Annotated in this window: 9 protein-coding genes; 3 read left to right on the plus strand and 6 right to left on the minus strand. The window is 66.3% G+C overall.

From position 1 onward, the window contains the following. The 6 genes from QK444_RS12995 to QK444_RS13020 all read right to left on the minus strand — a co-directional run. The coding region (locus QK444_RS12995; protein WP_282780080.1) for a DUF3322 domain-containing protein at positions 1 to 533 on the minus strand (533 nt) is incomplete at its 3' end. Further along, a complete protein-coding gene (locus QK444_RS13000; RefSeq protein ID WP_282780082.1) occupies positions 530 to 3,889 on the minus strand; it encodes an ATP-binding protein in 3,360 nt (1,119 codons plus the stop codon). The genes QK444_RS12995 and QK444_RS13000, both read right to left, overlap by 4 nt. After that, positions 3,886 to 4,488: a DUF4194 domain-containing protein gene (locus QK444_RS13005; RefSeq protein WP_282780083.1), complete on the minus strand. Its 603-nt coding sequence runs from the start codon at positions 4,486 to 4,488 to the stop codon at positions 3,886 to 3,888. Before QK444_RS13005 ends, QK444_RS13000 begins: the two co-directional genes overlap by 4 nt. After that, positions 4,485 to 5,936 (minus strand): DUF3375 domain-containing protein, encoded by a 1,452-nt coding sequence (locus QK444_RS13010; RefSeq protein ID WP_282780085.1) that lies wholly within the window; start codon positions 5,934 to 5,936, stop codon positions 4,485 to 4,487. Before QK444_RS13010 ends, QK444_RS13005 begins: the two co-directional genes overlap by 4 nt. Positions 5,937 to 6,075: 139 nt before the next feature. Further along, positions 6,076 to 7,227 (minus strand): hypothetical protein, encoded by a 1,152-nt coding sequence (locus QK444_RS13015; protein WP_282780087.1) that lies wholly within the window; start codon positions 7,225 to 7,227, stop codon positions 6,076 to 6,078. Further along, positions 7,224 to 7,577, minus strand: a complete 354-nt coding sequence (locus QK444_RS13020; RefSeq protein ID WP_282780089.1) for a hypothetical protein — start codon at positions 7,575 to 7,577, stop codon at positions 7,224 to 7,226. Before QK444_RS13020 ends, QK444_RS13015 begins: the two co-directional genes overlap by 4 nt. Before the next feature lie 363 nt (positions 7,578 to 7,940). On the opposite strand from QK444_RS13020, the gene QK444_RS13025 reads away from it, so the two are divergent. The 3 genes from QK444_RS13025 to pglX form a co-directional block, all read left to right on the plus strand. Further along, positions 7,941 to 11,780, plus strand: a complete 3,840-nt coding sequence (locus QK444_RS13025; RefSeq protein WP_282780091.1) for an ATP-binding protein — start codon at positions 7,941 to 7,943, stop codon at positions 11,778 to 11,780. 203 nt (positions 11,781 to 11,983) lie between these two features. Further along, a complete protein-coding gene (gene pglW, locus QK444_RS13030) occupies positions 11,984 to 16,504 on the plus strand; it encodes a BREX system serine/threonine kinase PglW (protein WP_282780093.1) in 4,521 nt (1,506 codons plus the stop codon). Beyond that, the coding region (gene pglX / locus QK444_RS13035) for a BREX-2 system adenine-specific DNA-methyltransferase PglX (protein WP_282780095.1) at positions 16,501 to 20,044 on the plus strand (3,544 nt) is incomplete at its 3' end. The genes pglW and pglX, both read left to right, overlap by 4 nt.

Raw genomic sequence — 20,044 nt, forward strand, 5'->3', positions numbered from 1 at the left:
TGGCGTTCGATGAACTTGGTGTCGACACCGGGGACGTCGACCTGACGCAGATAGATTCCGGAGGCGGCGTGGGCGTCGATCCACCGCACCGTGTCCACGATCTTCACCCAGTCGTCGGCCAGGGTGAGCACGTCGTGTGGCTTGCCGAGCATCCAGTCGGTCAGTGCGGGCGCGGCGGCGCGGGTGTGGTCGAGGAGGTCGAGGAATTGGCGTACCGCGCCACCGACGCCGAGCAATGCCCACAGCTGGGGCCACTCGTCGATCCAGACCCGTCGCGGCAGTTCGTTGGACCCGACGATCCTGCCGCCCACCGCCTGGTATTCCACCCGCAGTCCGTTGCCGACACGCCACGGGTTCGCCCATTCCCGCACGGCGGCCAGGTCGGTGGCGATATCTCGCGGGCCGGGTCTGCGCAGGGATACCTCGATCGGCAGCAGCGCCTCCCCCGTGGCGTACGCCGCCAGGAGTTCACCGGAGTCCCAGCGCCGCCGCAGCTTTCGCGTCACATCCGCGCGGGTGGTCCAGCCGGTCACTGTCCCTCCACGGCGTCCCCGGAGGCCAGCACGTGGGCGAGTTGCCGCTGCCGGTACTCCTCGATCGTCAAGGTCTGCATGCGCGAGTAGGCGCCGGTCTTGTTGTCGACGAATCCCACCGACGAGACGAAGGGCTCGATGACGTGGATCTTCTGCAACGGCGTGACGATCAGCAGTTGCAGCCCGAGACGACGGAACAGGCCCAGCGCGAACCGCGTGGACTCGTCCGAACCACGGCCGAAGGCCTCGTCGATCACGACGAACCGGAAGGTCGTGGACTGCACCGCATCCCAGTCGAGTTTGAACTGATACGCCAGGGACGCCGCGAGGATGGTGTAGGCGAGTTTCTCCTTCTGCCCGCCCGATTTGCCGCCGGAGTCGGTGTAGTTCTCGTGTTCGGTGTCGTCCTCGAGCCAGCGCTCGGACGCGGAGAAGACGAACCAGTTGCGCACATCGGTGACGCGCCGGGTCCAGGACTTGTCCACCTCGGTCTGTCCCTCCCGGCCCCGGAACCGTTCGATGATCGACTTCACCTGGAGGAACTTCTGTTCCGAGTACTGGTCGCCACCGTCGTCGACCGCGCCGCTCGTGCATTCACGCAGCTGGGTGCGGAAATCCCGGATCTCCACATTCGATGTCGGCTGCAACTCCAGCCGAATGTAACGACCCGGGTTGTAGGGGATGCCGGACAGGGACTTGTTGATGGTCTCGACGCGTTCCCGGATGAGTTCCACCTGATTGCCGAGCTGTGCGTGAAAGCCCGCGATATCGCGAATCGTATTGGTGTTCAGATAGGTTTTGAAGTCGGCCTCGAAGCGCGGCAGATCGTCGTCCGCCAAACGGCGGTGCAGCTGCCGGTAGCCGTCCGCCGATTCGAGACTGTCGTCGAGTTCCTCGGTTTCGAGTGGGTATTTCGCACGGAATCCGGCCATTTTCGTGATCGCCCGGTTGCCCGCGGCGCGCTGCTCCTTCGACAGGTTCTCGGCGCGCGTGGTGAACTCGGCGGTGAGCCGGGCCTGTGCGAGATCGCAGGCCGGCACGGTGTCGGTCGCATGCCGTTTCGCCGCTCGCTCCAGCTCGGGAAACTGCGTCCGGGCCACCTCGTAGTCCGGGTGGGTCAGCAGCTGCCCGAGATCGGTGCGGGTGGTCTCGGCAACCGATATGTCACGGTCGATCGCCCCCAACCCGGTGCTGATCCGCGTGACATCGCCATCGGCGACCTTCAGTCGTTTCCCGACGTCCTCGAGCTGTGTCGCGATCTCCCGCAGGGCATCCGAGGAACTCTCGATGCGATGGCGCTCGGCGTCGAGATCGGCGATCCGCCCCACCATCGCCCGCCAATCGATGTCGGAGTAGCCACGAAACTCGACCAGCTTGGACGCGGTGCCCGCGAACCTGTCCAGTTCGGTGAGTGCGCCTTTCGCGGTGCTCCGCGTCGCGTTCAGCTCCGCGAGCACCCGGGTGAGCCGTTCGGCTTCGGCCAGCAGTGTCTCGATCTTGCTGGCATTGCTCCAGCCGAGCACGTAGTGCCGCCGATCGTCGATACGATGGCGATCGTCCTTCTCGTGCCGTCCACGCCCGCCTTTGATCTGGCCCGCCCGGGTGATGGCGGTGCGGGCGCGGCGGAACTCCGCCATGGTGTCGACGCACTCGTAGTCGGCGCGATGGCGCAGCTCGCGATCCAGCCAGTCCGCGAACGGCGAATCCTTGATCTCCAGCTTGGAATACAGCGCGCGGTCGCCGATCTCGGGCAGGCGCTCCACGGTGGCTCCGGGCACCCTGAAGTAGACGAGCCGCCCGCCCAGATGGTGGCCGTCGATCCAATCCGACACCGCCGCATAGTGTTCGCCCGACACCAGCAGGGCGAGACCGAATCCGTGCAGCAGCCGCTCCGCGGCTCCCTCCCAGTCGCGTTCGTCGTCGCGCACCTTGATGAGTTCGCCCGCGTAGGGCAGGTCGGCCTCGTCGATGCGCAGTTCGGTGCACAGGCGTCGCCGCAGCTCCAGCTGCCGCGCGGGAATATTGCTCGGCCGCTCTCGCAGGCTGCGCAGTTCGGTGTTGATATCGCGGGCATCGTTGTCGGCGTCGCGCAGCCGCACCGCCACCTCGGTGAGAATGTTCTGCTGCACTGTCTTCTCGTCGTCCAGCGTCGCCGCTCGTCGGCGCACCTCGCGCAGTCGCTCGCCGAACTGTTCGGCCGTTTCCGCCGGCCGCAGACCGATGTCCCCGAGCAGCTCCGCGAATCGCTGTGCACGGTACTGTCTTTCGTCGCGGACTCGGGCGCACTCGTCGATCTCACGACCGATCTCGGCAATCCGGTCGCCACCGTGCCCGGCCCGCTTCAGCTCGAGCCGCCTCTGTTCCTTGCGCAGGCGTTCGACCTTGTCTTTCGCGCTGTCCAGGTCCGCACCGAGCGCATCGGCTTCCTCCCGCCATGCGTCGATCTGCACCGTGAGCAGGCCGTGCTTGCGATCGGCGAAGTAGTAGGGCAGGGCGTCGCGCCGCGAGCGCACCGCCTCGATCTCGGCACCTCTGCGACCGTATTCGTCGCAGTCGGTCAGCAGCGGATCGAGCAGCGCCAATTGGTCGCGGGCCCGCACCACGGCGTCGTGCGCCCTGGTCAGATCCTCGAAATGATCCACGAGACCCTTGATCGCGGCGTCGGCCGCGAAGGGTTCCAGCATGTGGTTGCGCACGAAATCGTTCAGGTTGCCCACCGATTTCATGGACACCGTCTGATGGAACAGCTCCATCGCCTGCTCGGACTCGATGCCGAGCAGCCGTCGAAAGTCCTTGCCGTAGTCCGGGAATGCGTCGCGGATCGTGGCACCGGCCTTGCGTAGCCGCCGCTTCAACGCCGCGATGTCGCCGCCGAAGTCGCCGAAGTCACCGGCGATGCTCAGCGCGCGGTCGGCGGTGACGAAGAACCGGTCCGGCTGCCCGGCCCCGGCTTGGTCCTTGAACCAGAACACCTGCGCCAGGCTGACCGTCGCATCGAATCCGTGGTTGGCGAAGACACCGAGGATCACCGAGAAGGAGGTGCGGTCCCGCAATCCCACCGGTCGGCTGGTCCCGAGGGCTTCATTGCGCTCGGACTTGTAATGCCCTAGTACATAGGAGCGCAGATCACGCTCCCGGGTCTCCGCGCCCGCCGCTTTGTTGTACGAGATCCGGTGCGCGGGCAATAGCAGCGTGGTGATGGCATCCACCACCGTGGACTTGCCCGATCCGATGTCGCCGGTGAGCAGACCGTTGCGACCATGCTGCTCGTAGCGCCACACTCGCTGGTCGAAGGTGCCCCAGTTGTACAGCTCGAGGCGGTCGAGCCGATATCCGGGCCGGTCCTCGTCGGTCACCTGTCCTCCCCACCCAGTGTGGCCGCGTACTCGGCCAGTCTGCGATCGAAGTCGGCCAGCCATTGCGCGTCGACGAACGCCTTGAGCACGCGCCGCACCTCGAAGGTATCGGCAGCGGCGGAGGATTTGAGCCGACGCAGGAAACCGAGCTCGATCACCTTGTTGATCTGTGTGTCGATCTGTTCCACGAGACGGGCTTCGTTGCTGCTCTCCGGCTGGAAGGTGCGCACCGTCTCGACGATCTGGTCGCGGGTGAGGATGAGCCGGGCGTCGGCGTCCTTGGCGTCGTTCTCGGCCAGCTTCTTCCGCAGCAGCGCCAGCAGCAGGCTCACCGGGAACGAGAGCGCGCGCCGGGGCATGAGACGCGGAATCGCCGGTCCGTCGTCCTCCTCGAGTTCGGGCCGAGAGCGCAGGAAGGCGTAGCCCTCCGATTCGTCGATGAACACGGTGAGCCCGATGACCCGCACATAGTCGCGCACCTGCGCCTGGAGCGCCAGCAACTGCCGCCACTGCCGCTCATGGGTGTCCTGGTAGAGCACGCCCTTCATCAATTGGGTGACGACCACGGACAGTTCGTGTTCGGCGGTCGGTGTGGTCATCGCGGTTCCTCCGGCGCGGCGGCGCGCGTGAAGATCACGCGCGGAATCCGGGCGCTGCGCTCCACGCCATCGGTGTCGCACCACCGCACCTGCTCGTGCTGCCCGTCATCGAAGACGACCTCGAAACCCGGATCGCTCAGTGACAGGTAGGTGACCAACTCGGCCAGCCCCTGTTCCAACGGCCGCTGCTCGAGCAGGGCCGCCAAACCGATCTGGCCGCGCCCCCGCAGCGCCGAGCGCACGCCGTCGACCAGCCGCGCCGGATCGACGAACACCTGCTGGAACAACAGGTCCGCGTCCACATCCTCGGCGGCGTCGGCGATGCCCGCACTGTCCAGCGGTGCCTTGTCCACCGGTCGATACAGCGGCCGTTCCATCGGCAGCACCACCTCCGGTGCGGTCGCATCGAGACCCATCACGACATCGGGCTCCCGAATCTCCCTGAGGCGCAGCGCATTCGCCTCGATGCCCCGCAGGATGTCCATGACCCGCCGGTTCTCCAGCCAGACCTGGTCATCGAGGAATCGACGCAGCTGCTCGGACAGCATCCGGACAGTGGCCTGGGTGCGGCTCCCGGCGGCCAGCCAGTCGTGGTGGATGCGCCGCAGCCGCGGATCCGGTTCCACGGCATCGAGTTCCTGCACCTTCGCGAGCAGTTCGGTGAATTCGGTCTGCCTGTCGTGGGAGAGCAGGAAGTCGTAGAACGCCTGGAAGCTGCGCCCCTGATCGGATTCCGCGATCGAATGGCGGTTGCCGAGCAGATCATCGAGCAGCTCCCCCTTCGCACCCGACCAGGTGGCGATCTGCTCCCGCAGCTCCCGATCGAGCTGCCGGAAATTCGCCTCGACCTCCCGAAAATCGGCCAGCAACTCCCGTGCGGTCGCGGCGAACTGCTGATACCGGTCGCGCTGAGCGGCGGGCTCCAGCAGTGCGAACCGTCCCTGAGCCACCGCCTCGATCTCCGCGTCGATCGCGTCGCGCCGCCGCCGCAACTCCGCCAACCGGACCCGCGGGTCCCCCTCCGCCCCGAACGCCATCTGCCGCAACAGCTCGAACACGGTATTCAGTCGCGACTCGGTCCCGACGAACGACCGCTCCCGCAACGCCTTCGCCCACCCGAGCGCCTTCTCCACCGCCGGTGTCGCATCGAAGTGCACCTCGTCGGAATCGGCCGGGTAGTACTTGCGCAGCCACCCCGATTCCGGTGCGGCCCAATCGTTGAGATAGGTCTTCGGCGACTTCGGGAAGGCACCCTCGCCCAACCGCTGATTGAGCGCGTACAACTCGTCATCGAGTCTGCTCTCGAGCTCCGAGGCGGAGATGGCGCGAATGTTCTCCTCCACGAACACCTTGCCCAGGAGCGACAACACCAGCGGCGCGTTGTCGGCTCGCAGCAGTCGCCACGCGGGATGCTGCCGACGCAGGGCGTCGAGCTGCTCGTAGTGCATGGCGAATGTGTCCTCGTCAGTACCCGGTGATGCCATCGCATCGTAGGCGGGCGCTATGACAGATCGGCGATCCGGCCCACGCGGGAAGCCGACATCCCGGGCAAGCACCGATCGGGCCGCCGAACCCCCGGCAAGTCCCTCACACCGTCGCGAGACGTCGAAGCAGGGCGGGCCGGTTCGCGTATCGGGTACGCAGGTCCGCGACGCGGATATCGAACCGGTCCATGAGTTCGTCACGGTCAGCGAGCGCTTTGAGATCGGAGAGCAGCGCGGCGGCCGCATCATAGTCACGCGGCTTGGCGGTAGTGACCAGCGCCTCCACCCGCGTCCATACCGCCTCGCCCTCGGCGGCGAGCCGTTCCAACCGCCGCTCACGGTCACGGGCGGCCCGAGCCGCCACGCGGGCGTGCTCCCGCTCTTCCGCTTCGGCCTCGGCCCGTTCCCGGACAGCACGCCGTCGCGCCGCCCCGTCGAGCAGATCGGCGACCGTCCGTTCCCCGACCGTTCGCGGCCGTGGCGTCACGGCGCGGAATCGGTGCAGCAGTTCCAGGTGCACGAGCGCGGCGTCATCGCGAGCTACCCGCAGCAGGAGTTCGTCCTTCTCGGCGGGCGGTAGCCCGGCGATCCAGGCGGCCAGCTCCTCCGGCTCCTCGGCGGCAGCCGCGAGATCCGGACCCGCTTCCGCCGCGACCTCCAGCAGATCCGGATCGAGTCGCAAGAAGTCCGCGAGCCCACGCTGCGGTGCGGTGAGGGACCGCAGCCCCGAGGGCACCGGCGGCTCGAGTTCGTCATCGTGCTCACGGCCGAACGCGTCCTCGTCCCACTCCCACGTCCCGTAGCCCGCCAGCCAGGCCAGATAGAGCGCACGCAGATCCCCGGCGGCCAACTCCGCACGCACGCCGACCAGCACCGACAGCGAATCCTCCGCCCCTTCCTCCCAATCGCCTTCGTAGCCGTCGCTGGTCAGGTCGATAACGAGACTCTCGCCAGCGATCCAGGCACTCACGCACTCGTCGAGCAGATACGGCTCGACCGCTTCCGCATCCAGCAGCGCACGCGGCACCTTGAACAGGAATCGGTGTGTGCCCCAATCGGTTACGTACAGGTGCGCGTCGAAATACTGCTCGACCAACTGCCGGGGATCGGCCTTCAGGTCACCCCAGTGGTACTCGTTGACGAAGCGTGTCGCCGTGATCCGCGCACGGGTGGACAGCGCCCGTACCTCCGCGAACTGCCGCTCGTCGAGCGGTCGATCGATGGCGACGAATTCGTAGTACTGGTACTCGCTCATCCCCTACCCTCGGTCGCGCTGTCCTCGAACGGTACTGCGCGGAAACCGGATTCGTCACCGAGATGAAAGGCCAGATACCCATCCACCCCACCGTCCACGCTCGGCACCGCCCACCCGCGCCCGCTCACCGGATCACCCTCGTCCAACCCTTCCCAACTGAATCCGACACCGTCGCGGCCGTTATGGCGCTCGGGGCGGCAGTCCAGCTCACCGGTCACACAGATGAAGGAGAACTCACCGGTACCGTCCCGGCGGAACTCGACGTATCCGGGACCGACGAGTTCGATCGCGTCGAGATCCCAGTTGTCCATCTCGACGATCCGCCAGCGGCCGAGGAGTGCTGTGGGCATCGGGGACTTTCTGTCGTGCGCCATCGACCGCGAGGGTAGCTCAGTCCCGGCACCGAGAACACACCGTAGACGTCGGCCCGCCTTCCGGCGCTGACGTCAAACCGCTGGGACGCAGTCACGCCGCTGCCGAATTCCCGTCGGCCGAGCCACAGGACTCGTCTCGCCTATGACATGTTGTGCCAGTTCATCGTTACCGCAAGGAATCTCGCATTTCACATTGATACTGTCGATTCGCCCAAGGCCACGGGGTGTCGGGTGCATACGACCGGGGATTGAACCCGATTCCGCGAGATCATCCGACCGTCCGCTGCGTCGCGGTGGCGTATTCGAAACAGCGTGTCAATTGTTGGGTGAGGTTCGGGGATGGCGACAGCGGAAGCTCGGAGACAGGCGAGCATTGTTCAGTTCTGGCGCGCGGTGGAGTACTTCAGCCCACAGACCGTTGACTCACCGAAGCAGTCCAAGGGTAGCGAGGACGACAAAGGCACCGAGAAGATCCACAAGGGCAAAGATCTTCCGTGGGAACGACCTCCGAAGCGGCTTCGTGAAGGATACGTGTGGCGCTACACGGTGTACGCGGGCATCTTCGATGTCGAGAAGATTCGAGACGTGCTGCACAGCGCGCTCCCCGCGCCCGAGGCCGAACCCGATACCGACGGACGTATCCGCGGTCACAGCGCATTGTTGAGTCTGACTCTGGACGAGACCGGACGACTGTACAAGGAGAGCGCGACGATCTCGTCCTGCGCTTGGGCTTTGGGCCGAACGGTCCGCCCCCCGGGTCCTGGAAGCAAGGAGTGGCTCGAAGGTTTCGAAGACCACAATGAGAGGACACGGGCCGTTCTCTTCGAGATCGGTGACGGCCGGGTCCGGATCGACCCGGCCGGAGAGGTGGAATCCGGCGGCAGACGTGCGCTGCGCGCCATCGCCGGTGTCAGCGCACGGGTTGCTATCGACGTGGCGACCGGAGGTCTGGCCTCGGTGGCGGGCCTGGTCGGCTCCGCGGTCGAGTCGCGTTTCGGGTCGGTGGCCGGCACGGTCGCCGAGAAGGTAGCGGACTCGCTGGCCGAGGACGCGTCGCAATCGCTCGAGGCCAGGTTCAAGGACCGCGACGGCGATAGTGGCGACGGTGGAAATGGCGACGGTTCGGGGCCCACCGAGTCCGATGCGGTGCCCAAGAATCTGGGCACCAAGGTCCTGGCCGTCGAGGATCTCGCGGCTATCACCCGCTGGGTGGCCGAGGATCTCGGTGTCGACGACATACTCGAACCGACCGAGATCTGGGTGAAATCCTCACCGGTTCCAATCCGGCACGCCGACGACGTATCCGGTGACGACATTATCAACAGTTTTTACGCCAAGGATTTGGACAGGGTGTCCGACGCTATTCTCGACGGCGATATCGGGGCCGCCCTGACGGAATATCTGCGGTCCGAGCAGTCCATCGACGATCGGGAACGGATCGACCTGCGGCAACGACCACAGGAAATGTTGAGGTCCCTGACGCCGACCATGATACCGCTGGGACGGTGGCCCGCCGAGCCGGAACACCCGTTGACGCTGAGCCAGCAGTTCGCTGTCAACCGGATCGTCGCTGAACTCGGCGGTCCCGAAGACCGCGGCATCTACGCGGTCAACGGCCCGCCTGGCACGGGCAAGACGACGATGCTGCGTGATCTCATCGCCGCGGTGGTAGTGCAGCGAGCACTGCTGCTGGCGGAGCTGCCGAACGCCCGCGCGGCCTTCCAACCAGATGCGGCGACGTTGCAATGGACCAGTCCCGACGAAGCATGGACACGGAAGGTCGTCCCGCTCATCCCGGAGTTGACCGGTTTCGAAATAGTGGTCGCATCATCCAACAACGGTGCCGTGGAGAACATCAGCATGGAAGTCCCCTCGGTCGAAGCCATCGACCGAAAGAGTTTCCCCGACGCCGCTTATCTTCCTGGACCGGCCACATTGCAGGCCGGGGAACCATGTTGGGGTGCGGTGGCCGCGAGGCTGGGCAACCGCACCAATCGCGCCGAGTTCGTCAAACGGGTCTGGTGGGGGAATCGTGAGGGCGGCGCCACACGAAGGGACGGGGAACCTGACCTCGTCGGGCTGCATAAAATTCTTAAGCCCCTCGCCGACGCTGGCACACCTGATCCCGACGTATTCGACAAGGCCGTCGCGAGCTTTCGAGATGCGGTCGAGACCGTGCATCGCCTCGCCGAGGAACGCCAGCGCATCGCGCTCATAGCGGAGGCCGTCGCGACCGAGGATCCCATCCTGGCCGAGCTGCGCCACAAGGCGATGACTCACCAGAGCCGAATCAGCAGGTTGCAGGATCTGCGCACCGAACTCGCCCACGCGGTCGAGGAATCCCGGTCCGCGGCCCATCGAGCAGAGCAGTCGGTACTCCGAGCCCGCCGCGCGGTGGACACCGCGGACATGGCCGCGCGACAAACGCTTGCCGTGGTAGAAGAAGCGGAACGAAAACTGTACGCGCACGCGGGATCTCGCCCCGGATGGGTGAAAAATCTGTTCTCTTTGGGCAATGCGCGAACCGAATGGAGGCAGATCGGCGGCCCCTTCTACGACGCGGTGGCCCGTGCACGCGACGCCGCGACCGCGGCCGACGAGCAGTGTGCGGCGCGCGAAGCCGAATGGCACGAAACCCAGCGCTACTTCAGCGGCGTCTCCGCTCACCTCTCGAGCCGACAGCAACGCCTGGAGCAGTGCGATCGACAGCTCGCACAGGCCCAGAGCGACGCCCAGGCCACGGAGTGGTCCGCACGACTGCGGGAATCGGAGGTGCGGCACGAAGCAAACCTGCTCCGCGCCGCACGCGAACGCTGGCCGGGCCGAGTCCCCGGCGAGGAATGGGCTCCACTCGGCAGTGGCCGCGACGCAGCTGCCGAGCGTGCCGCGATGGAGCGCCGCGAGAAGTCGTCGCCGTGGATGGACGAGGAGTTCGCCGCCGCCCGTTCCCGGGTCTTCCTCGCCGCTCTCGAGCTGCACCGAGCGGTGCTGACAGCCGAGCCCAAGCTGGCGTGGACGAACCTGCGCGCGGTGATCGATGTCGTGAACGGCGATGTGCCCCCGAACCTCTCGGAACAGCAGGCACTCGCGGCATGGCAGATGCTGTTCTTCGTCATGCCGGTCGTGTCCACCACATTCGCCTCACTGCCGACCATGTTCAACGGTCTGGGACGAGAAGCCCTGGGCTGGTTGTTCATCGACGAGGCTGGACAGGCGACGCCCCAAGCCGCCGTGGGGGCACTGTGGCGCACCCGACGTGCGGTCGTCGTGGGTGATCCGCTACAGCTGGAGCCGGTCGTCACCTTGCCCTGGCAGGGGCAGCAACGGCTCTACGCGAAGTTCGGCCTGACCAAGCGCTGGGCACCACAGGTCACCTCCGTGCAGGGAATCGCGGACCGGGTGAGTACCTACGGCACCTGGTTGTCCGAGCAGGACACCGTGGATCGGGTCTGGGTGGGCTCCCCGCTGCGGGTGCACCGGCGCTGCGATCGGCTCATGTTCGAGGTCAGCAATGCCATCGCCTATGACGGCATGATGGTGTACGGCACGGCGGGACCCAAGCAGCCGGATCTGTTGGAGCGGAACGTCTGGATCGACGTGCACGCGCACGGATCGGGTGACAAGTGGAACCCGGAGGACGGACGCTACGTCATCGCGACCTTGAACCGTGTGCGCGATCGCGTGCGTGAGCGGATGGAGCGAGAACTCGCCGAGGTCGACGGCGAGCCGCCGGAGTGGACCGCCTCGGAAACGAAGATGACCGCCGAACTCAATCGCCGCGTCGCCGCGGCGGTGTTCGTCGTGAGTCCATTCCGAGTGGTTGCGAGCAGGACCGCTGGATTGATCGGAAACCGCCTGCCATACCCCCAGCCGGTCGGCACCGTACACACCACCCAGGGCAAGGAAGCCGAGGTCGTCATCCTCGTCTTGGGCACCGCCAACGATCAGGACGGTTCGAGAGCGTGGGCGGCGAAGAAGCCGAACCTGCTGAATGTGGCCGTAACCCGCGCCAAACGGCGATTGGTCGTGATCGGCGACCACCGGAACTGGTCGGGGCACCGCAACTTCCAGGAACTCGCGGGCTACTGCGATCAACCGGAGATGTTCACCGTGGTGCCTACCGAGCAATGGCTCGCGCGAAACGCCTTGGATGTCAGGTGGGACAGATACGGCTCATGAGGAGTGCGCGGCAGGAATCGTCCGGGGACGATTCCACGCCCGCTACGTTCGACACGATACTGTTGCGGCAGCGCACGGCGGCCGCCCGGGTGTCGGGGTACGCCCCTTACGATCGGCGTCGGTGCAGGTGTGGGGCATAGAACGGTCCACCGCCACAGACGGCGGACCGACGGGCACGGCGACGAGAACGGGATTGTGCACGCATGGACAAGGGCCGGTGGACGACCGTCACCGAGTCGAGTTTCGAACATGAGCGGCAGGGGCTGGAAGCGATCCGTACGCTGCTGCCGAATGTCGATCCGTGGTACGCGTGGTCGAACTTCACCTTCACCGCGAAGACCGGGCACGTGCGTGAGGTCGATCTGCTGGTGATCGCCCCGAATGGGGTGTACATGATCGAGCTGAAGCATTGGAACGGCAGGCTCACGTGGGAGAACGGCACGTGGGTGCAGCAGCTGGCCCGGGGTGGGCGGCGTTTTCACCACAGTCCGCTGCATCTGGTGAACCAGAAGAGCAAGGAACTCGCGGGGCTGGTCGCCGACAAGGGCGCACGGGTGTTCATGAGCGGGGCCGTGTGCCTGACGAATCCGGGGCTCAGGTTCGAGCTGCCCACCGGCGAGCGGGCGGGAACGCATACGGTCTCCGAACTGGTGAAGCGTCTCAACGCCCCGGTGCGCGATATCCGGCACACCATCGACGCGCAGCGGGCGAAGGCGATCAAGACCGCCCTGGAGCAGGTGGGCATCCGGCGCAGTGACGCCGAGTTCTCGGTGGGGCCGTACCATCTGGAACGCAGGCCCTTCGACGCCGGCCCGACCTGGCAGGACTATCTGGCCGAGCACGCCGAGCTGCGCGAACCGGCGCGGGTCCGGATCTATCTGCGCGAGCGGGGCGCGGATGAGGAGATCCGCTCGTCGGTGGACGCGGCGGCGCGCCGCGAGGCCGCGGTGCTGCGCCGGTTCCGGCATCCGGGCGCGGTGCAGCTCGAACATTTCGACCCGTCGGGCCATTCGGCGGGTCCGGCGCTGATCTTCCGGTATCACCCGGACACCCTGCATCTGGACGACTATCTCGCCGAGCACGGCGAGTTGCTCGATATCGGTGACCGCATCGAGCTGGTCCGGCAGCTGGCGGAGACCTTGAAGTCGGCGCATTCGACGCGGCTGTTCCATCGTGCGCTGGCGGCCCGCTCCATCCACGTGATTCCGCGCCGAGGCGACAGCGAGGCCGAGCGGTGGCGCAAGCCGCGGTTGCAGATCTCGGACTGGCAGGTGGCGACGCAGCGGTCGGCGGGCACCGCCTTGACCGTGACCCGGCACGCTCCGACCGCGTTGTCGCAGCGGCATCTGTCCAGCGGCTCGGATGTCTACCTGGCCCCGGAGCTGGCGGCGACCTCCCCCGATCCGATTGCCATGGACGTCTACGGATTGGGGATGCTCACCTACCTGCTGGTGACGGGCAAGGCCCCGGCCAGCTCGCAGGCGGAGCTGCTGGCGCGCTTCGAATCCGGTGCGGAGCTGCGGCCGAGCGCCCTGGTCGACAATCTGCCCTCGAGTGACAAGCGGCCCTCGAATCGCAATCTGCCCTCGGACGTGGACCTGCTGGTGGCGGCGGCCACCGACTACCAGCCCACCCGGCGGCTCACCTCGATGGACGAGTTCTTGGAGCTGCTCGAGGATATCGAGGAGGCGCTCACTACCCCCGATGAAGGGCCTCCGGAGGAGGCCGACAAGGACCCGCTGGACGCGGTTCCCGAGGATGTGCTGGCCGGGCGCTGGCTGGTGCGCCGCCGTCTCGGCACCGGCTCGACCAGTCGAGCGCTGCTGGTGCGTGACCTGCAGGCCGAGCAGGCCCAGCGCGGCGCGAAGAAGTATGTCGTGCTGAAGGTTTCGCTGTCCGAGGAGCGCGGTGAGGTGCTGCTCCGCGAGGCCGACGTGCTGCGCAACCTGCGCCAGCATTCCGGCGTGATCAAACTGGTCGAGCCGGGCGTGACCACGCTGGGCGGCCGCACCACCCTGGTGCTGGAGTACGTAGGCGACGAGCAGGGCTTGGAATCCGGTGTGGGACACCGCACCGAGGAGACCGTCGCCCGCGAGCTGCGCGACAACGGCCGCCTGCAGGTGGGCCGTCTGGAGACCTACAGTGACTACCTGTTCGGCGCGATCGACTTCCTCGAGGGCGAAGGCGTCTGGCACCGGGACCTCAAGCCGGACAATATCGCGATTCGGGTGCGCCCCAACCGCACTCGCGAGCTGGTGCTGATCGACTTCTCGCTGGCGGGCTATCCGGTGCAGCGCACCGACGCCGGGACCGACGGCTATCTCGATCCGTTCATCGGCACCCTGGTGCGTTCGGTGTACGACGCGCACGCCGAACGGTACGCCCTCGCGGTGACGCTGCACGAGATGGCCTCGGGCGAGCTGCCGCGCTGGGGTGACGGCAGCGTGCTGCCACGCCAGCTGAAGGCCGAGGAGTTCCCCTATCCGGAGATCGCCGCCGACGCCTTCGATCCGTCGGTGCGCGACGGCCTGGTGGCGTTCTTCCGCAAGGCGCTGCATCGTGATGTGGCACAACGGTTCTCGGACCTGAAGCCGATGCGTGACGCGTGGCGCAAGATCTTCCTGGATATGACACGGTCGGTGCCGTCGCGTCCGCTGAGCACGCATCCGGAGCAACCCGCCGACGTGGACGCGGACTCGCCGGAGGAGCAGCGGTGGCGCATCGCCGAGGAGGCGACCCGCGACACCCACCTGTCCCAGGCTGGCCTGACGGCCGCTACCGAGCAGTTCCTGTACGGGTTGGGCGTCAACACCGTCGGCGAACTGTTGGATTACGGGCGCGGGAAGCTCATCAACGCACCGGGTCTGGGGGCGCGGGCGCGCCGCGAGATCCAGGAGCGGCTGCGGGAGTGGGGCCGCCGCCTCGGCAAGGCGGAACCGGCTCCGCTCACCCCGGAGGGCCGCCAGGACGCGCGCGCCGAGATCGACGCCGCGGAGGCCGATCTCAGCGACGACCTGCTCCGCACCTTGAGCCTGGACGCGCTCGCCGCGCGGTTCGTCCCGGAACGCAACAACAACGGGTCGAATGCCAGCAAGGTGGACGCGGTGGCGCGACTGCTGCGCATCCCCGGCGACGGCGACCTGCCCGACCTGGATGTGTGGCCTACGCAAACGCAGGTCGCGGCGACGCTCGGCCTGACCACGGGCCGGGTGGCGCAGCTGCTGAAAACGCAACGGCAGCAGTGGAAGAAGGACCCGGCGGTGCAGGCACTGCGGTCGCAGGTGTTGGAACTGCTGGCGGGCTTCGGCCGGGTCGCCGGGGTCACCGAGCTCGCCGACGCGTTGATCGCGCGCCGGGGTACCCGGCTGCGCGAGCGGGCCGAGCGCCGGGCGCTAGGACTGGCCGCGGTGCGGGTGGTGGCCGAGGTGGAGGGGCTCACCCCCGATGAGCGCGCGATCTACCTCGCCCAGAAGCGCGACACCGGCGCGCATCCGGTGGTGGTGCTGGCCCTGGAGGCCGGGGAGGACGACGGCCCGGACACGCCGTCCGGCCCCGCGCTGGCGGATTACGCACTGCGCCTGGGCAAGTCGGCGGACGCCCTGGCCGCGCAGGAGACGCTGCCCACCGCGATGACGGTGCTGGACAGCCTCGGCGCGGTCGACCCGCCCGGCGGCACGCTCAGCTGGGATGAGCGGCGGCTGGTGCAGGTGGCGGTGGCGGCGTCGCGCAATGCGGCGGTGACCCCGCGACTGGAGATCTATCCGCGTGATCTGCCGCTGGTGCGCGCGGTGCGGCTGACGCAGGCCGGTCTGCTCACGCTGACCCCGAATATGCCGCTGGCCCAGCAGCCCGGCCTGCGCGCGGAGCGGGTCTTCGAACGCATCCTGGCCCGCTTCCCGGAATTGACCATCGCGGGCAGCGACCGCGATCAGCCCACCCCGGAGCTGACGAAGGCCCTGCGCGACGCGGGTTTCGCGCTGGTGGTGGCGACCCATCCGGACAATCGCGTGCAGCGTTATCTGCCGGAACGCGCCGATGTCGAGTCCAGCTACACCGCGCACGTGTACCGCTGGTCGACCGCGCCGTCCTCGCATGCCGCGGGCAGTTACGCCGACGACCCGGATTTCGCCAGGGCGGCGCGGGCGGAGGAGCTGTTGGCGGGTGCGGTGCGCCGCGACGGCTTCCGGGTGCTGACCGTCCCCACCGCACCGTCGTCGGCCACCCCCGACGCCATCCGCGAGTTGCGGGAGCGCTTCGGGGTGCGGCCGCTGTCGGTGACGGCGCTGTTCCTGTCGAGCCTGCACGAGCTGATTCCGCCCGGCGGCAAACCCACCTGGGAGACGATCCTGCGCGCGGATATCGCCGAGCCGGGTTCGCGTGCGGCACTGAAGTTCTCCGAGTACGCGCGCACCGCGTGGGGCCGCATCGAACCGGAGATCGCCGACCGCCTGCCCGGTGACGGCCCGCTGCTGCTCACCGACACCGCCGTCTTCGCCCGCTATGACGCCATGGGCGTGCTGGCCCGGCTGGCCGAGCGGGCCCGGCGCGGCGCGGGCGGCCTGTGGCTGTTGTGCCCGCAGCCGGACCCGATGCGCCAGCCGCACCTGGGTGCGGTGGCGGTGCCCTACCAGTCCGCCCTCAATGAATGGATTCAGGTGCCCGACTCCTGGATTCGCAATATCCACCGCACCACCCCGTCGAGTGACACAGGAGCCTCCGCATGATCGACCGCGCCGCCTTGCTTTCCGACCTGAAGAAGCAGGTCAGCGCGGCCGAAGCGGATCTGCACCGGCAACTGCGCGCCCTGCCGGAGGTGAAGGCGCGCCTGCATGAGGAGTGGGCGCAGGCCCGCAAGCTCAACCGCACCGCCGCCACCGAAACCTCGTGGCTGGACGAACGCGTCACCCAGGTCGCCGTCGCGTGGATTCTCGGCACGGTCTTCGTCCGCTTCTGCGAGGACAACCACCTCATCACCGACCCCTACCTCACCGGCCCCACCGACGACCGCCGCGAACTCGCCCACGCCCGCTACGACGCCTACGTCGAATCCGACCCCGACCCCACCTACCGCGGCTGGCTCGAACGCGCCTTCACCGAACTCGGCACCGGCCAATCCGGCAAACTCCTCTTCGACCCCACCCACAACCCCCTCTACCAGATCCCCCTCTCCCACGACGGGGCCCGAGAACTCATCGAATTCTGGCGCGACCGCGACCAGACCGGCGCTCTCGTCCACGACTTCACCGACCCCCTCGACCCCGACGGCATCACCGGCTGGGACACCCGCTTCCTCGGCGACCTCTACCAAGACCTCTCCGAGAACGCCCGCAAGACCTACGCCCTCCTCCAAACCCCCGAATTCGTCGAAGAGTTCATCCTCGACCGCACCCTGACCCCCGCCGTCAAGGAGTTCGGCTACGAGGACATCAAACTCATCGACCCCACCTGTGGGTCCGGCCACTTCGTCCTCGGAGCCTTCCGCCGCCTCGTCACCCTCTGGACCGACAACCAGCCCACCAGAGACCGCCACGAACGAGTCCGCGCCGCCCTCGAATCCGTCCACGGCGTGGACATCAACCCCTTCGCCATCGCCATAGCCCGCTTCCGCCTCCTCACCGCCGCCATGGCGGCCGCCAACATCCGCACGCTGCGCGAGGCGGCGCGGTACGACTGGCCCATCAAGCTCGCGGTCGGGGACTCGCTCATCAAGGCGCGGCAGCTGGAACTCACCTTCGACGGAGAGGTCGGCGACCCACTGGCCGAATTCTCGTATGCGACAGAGGATGTACACGACTACCCGGAAATACTTGAACCTGGCCGCTACCACGTCGTCGTCGGAAATCCGCCCTATATCACTGTCAAAGATAAGCACCTCAACGACATCTATAGGGGCCTGTACAAGGCGTGCTCTGGAACATACGCACTTTCCGTTCCCTTTGCTCAACGATTCTTCGAGCTTGCGAAGCTCGGCGATCCCGATGGACGCCGATTCGGACGGGTGGGCCAGATCACGGCCAACTCGTTCATGAAGCGGGAGTTCGGCACCAAACTTATTGAGGAGTTCTTTTCACATACTGTGGAGCTCACCGAAGTGATCGATACATCCGGCGCGTATATCCCTGGCCACGGTACCCCAACAGTAATTCTAATTGGCACGCGTCGGTCAGGAAGAACCCGCAGTAAAACGATACGGACGGTGCGAAGTGTGCAAGGCGAACCGAAAGCTCCGGATAAGCCGTGGGATGGGTTTGTCTGGCGAGCAATCGTACACCAGATTCAGCAGAACGAACCTAGTGTCAGCGAGTGGGTGTCGGTTGACGACTTACCTCGGGACACGTTCGCCAAGCAACCGTGGATATTGGTGGACGGTGGCCTTGAGATGGTTCACAAGATAGATGCCTCCGCAGAACACCGGCTAGGTGCTCAAATAGACGCCATCGGTCGCACTACCCACACCGGCCTCGATGAGGCGTACTATCTAACATCAACTGCTTCCCGAACGCATTCAATCGCCGATGCATGCGTTCCGGTGGTACTGGGTGACGCCATCCGCGACTATGGCATCAGTCCATCTATGGTGACATATTTTCCGTATGACCGCGAGGGCAAGGAACGCGAGATTGAACCTTCCGAGGAACGTTACCTCTGGCCCAATAGGACGCTCCTCCGCCGACGAGTTGACTTCGGAAGGACGCCGGAAGAGCGTGGCCTTCGCTGGTTCGATCACAGCATGTTCTTTCCCAAGCGATACCAGTCGCCCCTATCTATCCCATTTCCGTTCGTGGCGACGCACAACCATTTCGTGCTGGATCGAGGCGGAAAGGTATTCAAACAGACCGCGCCGGTGATCAAGTTGCCGGAGGGCGCGAGCGAGGAGGAGCATCTGCGGCTGCTCGGGCTGCTCAACAGCTCCACCGCCTGCTTCTGGCTCAAGATGGTGAGCTATCCGAAAGGCGGCGATCCCGTCGGCGGTTCTGGAGCGCGCGTCAGCGTTCTTCCCTGGTCCGACCGTTACGAGTTCACCGGCAGCAACCTCGAAGATTTCCCATTACCAAGCCGGTGCCCTACTGAGTTGGCAATCCAGCTAGATACGCTTGCACAGCGACTCGCCGAACTAAGCCCTAATACAGTGTGCACGACCACAATTCCAACCATCGAGAAGCTGCGCGAGAATCAGCGGCTCTGGGAGAAGACTCGTGCTCGAATGATTGCCCTACAGGAAGAACTGGATTGGGAAATCTATTCGATATACGGCCTAGTCGATAACGATCTGCGCTGCGATGAGGGCAAAGTTCCCGAGCTTAAGTTTGGCGAGCGAGCATTCGAGATAGTTCTTTCGCGCCGAATCTCCAATGGCGAGGCGACGCCAGAATGGTTCACCCGGCACTCTGGTGTCCAGACGAACGATCTTCCCTCCGATTGGCATGAAGATTACAAGGAGGTCGTCAACGCACGCATTTCTGTCATCGAATCCAATCGCGCCATAGGAATGATCGAACGCCCTGACTATAAACGCCGCTGGGCGACTGAGAGCTGGGACGCCCTACAGGACAAGGCCCTTCGATCCTGGCTGCTGGACCGCATGGAATCCCGCGATCTGTGGTTCACGGACACTGGGCAGCCGCAGCTGCTCACCTTATCCCGCCTCACCGACAGGTTGGCGGCCGACGCGGATTTCGTCGCCGTCGCAGCCTTGTATACACCCCGCACCGAGCTGTCCACCGTCGTAGCCGACCTGATCACCGACGAGCACGTCCCCTTCATCTCCGCCCTGCGCTACAAGCCCTCCGGCCTGAAGAAGCGCAAGGACTGGGAGCACGTCTGGGACCTGCAACGGCAGGAGGATGCCGCTCCGGATGAACTCGCGCGGCGCAAGATCCGCGATTCCATCCCGGTCCCGCCCAAGTACACCTCGGCCGATTTCCTGCGCACGTCGTACTGGCAGGCGCGTGGCAAGCTGGATGTCCCCAAGGAGCGGTTCATCTCCTACGGTGCCGCGAACGTCGCCACCCCGGACCTGTACGGCTGGGCCGGATGGGATCACCGCGAGCAGGCCATGGCCATCGCCATCCATCTGGCCGAGCACAGCCTGTCCAAGGAGGAGATCACCCCGTTCCTGGCCGGTCTGCTCGAACTCCAACCGTGGCTGGACCAGTGGCACAGCGATATCGACCCGGAGCACGGCATCTCCCCCGCCGCCTTCCTCTCCGGCGACCGCCGCACCATGCAGAGCGAGCACGGGCTCACCGACGACGACTTGCGCG

This window comes from Nocardia sp. CC201C (assembly GCF_030010695.1).
In the GTDB taxonomy this organism is placed as follows: domain Bacteria; phylum Actinomycetota; class Actinomycetes; order Mycobacteriales; family Mycobacteriaceae; genus Nocardia; species Nocardia otitidiscaviarum.